This window comes from Spongiivirga citrea, assembly GCF_010671565.1.
GTDB lineage: Bacteria > Bacteroidota > Bacteroidia > Flavobacteriales > Flavobacteriaceae > Spongiivirga > Spongiivirga citrea.
On the sequence record NZ_JAABOQ010000015.1, the window covers coordinates 1 to 1484 of the forward strand.

The following is a 1484-nucleotide window of genomic DNA, read 5'->3' on the forward strand; positions in this document are numbered from 1 at the left end:
CCTTGTGCCGCATCAATTTCAATATCTTGAGTATTGATACATCCATTACTATCGGTTACAATTAGTTGTGCTGTAAATCGTTCTGCAGTAGTATAGGTATGAGTTATATTACTAGGAAAATCAAGCACTGCACTTTGCGTACCATCACCAAAGATATATTGTACACTTACTAATGTAGCTGGCGCAGCAGCGGTAGACCCTGTTGGGTTAAAGGTAACTTCAAGCGGTGCTTGTCCACTAGTGAGATCAGCCCCAATAATAGCAGTTGGTAACGCTGTTACAGTAACGGTTCTTGATATTTCATCTGCGGCATTGCCTTGACTATCGGATACATTATAGGTCAGTCCATAACTACCTGGAGTAGTTTCATCGACACTACCGGTGATTACAATCTCATTAGTTGGAATAGTATTTCCTTGAGCATCAACAGCAGTAACTGTTTCTACAAAAGCAACCCCTTGGCATAGTTGTACATTTTCACCATCACCACCAAGGGTAATAATTGGTTTATTGCTATTAGGATCGATATAGGTAAAGGTAACAGTGGCAGTTCGCTCTAAAGGAGGATCAAATGCATTTTGAACAGTGAATGTTAGTGTATGATCACCAGCTTCTGTACCGGTATAATTTCCTGTAAACTCACCTGGAGTGATTGTAATCTGATCACCTGCTTCATAAGGAGTGCCATTAATGGCTAAACTACCTGTATTGGTGTTAGTAAATGTCATTGTATAGGTAGAGGTACCAGAACTTTCATTTAAATTAAAATCAATTCCGAGTACCGCATCAATATTGGCTTGGGTATCACCACTTGATACAGCAGTAAATGTGTATTCAGGGGTTTCAGAAACTTGCAGCGAAATTTCTTTTTCTGCAATGACCCCGAATCCATTTTCGGTGGTGAATTTTAATTTGACAGGACCTAATTCATCTGCCATGAACTTCCATGTGAACTGTCCGCTTTGGGTATCGACAAAGGTATTATTAGCGAGTTCAGTTCCGTTAACAATGACACTACCCGACCCAGCAACGGTACCTTGATCAGCAGGGAGTACTTCATATTTAGTTTTATAGGTAGAAGGATTAACCTCATTGATAGACATTGCGAGATCGATCATGCTATCTGGTGATAGCGATCCCGCAGATGGAATAACATCAAAGACAAATGCTGTTTCTTGTACGTTACATTTGAGTGAAAACCCTTTTTCTTCACCACTACCATTAACAATGGTAATAACGAGATTGGCAGCACCTACTTCGGTACCGACAAACTGTAGTTCATTGGCTGATCCAGATAGCATCACCAGGGCATCTTGTTCTACGACCGCTCCGCGATATGTTATATATCCAGCACCAGATTCAATGGCATATTTAAACTGATAATTCCCAGCAGTATTGGCATTCACCCCACGAATAGTGACATCAAAAGGGCGCGCGATGTTCACAAAACAATTCAGTGTCTCTGTCGGAGCGGTGACCTTGAA

1 protein-coding gene is annotated in these 1484 nt (G+C 41.0%); it reads right to left on the bottom strand.

Annotation, left to right across the window (positions count from 1 at the left end):
- On the bottom strand, positions 1–1484 hold a 1484-nt coding region (locus GWK10_RS18235), incomplete at both ends, for an immunoglobulin-like domain-containing protein (RefSeq protein ID WP_164033840.1).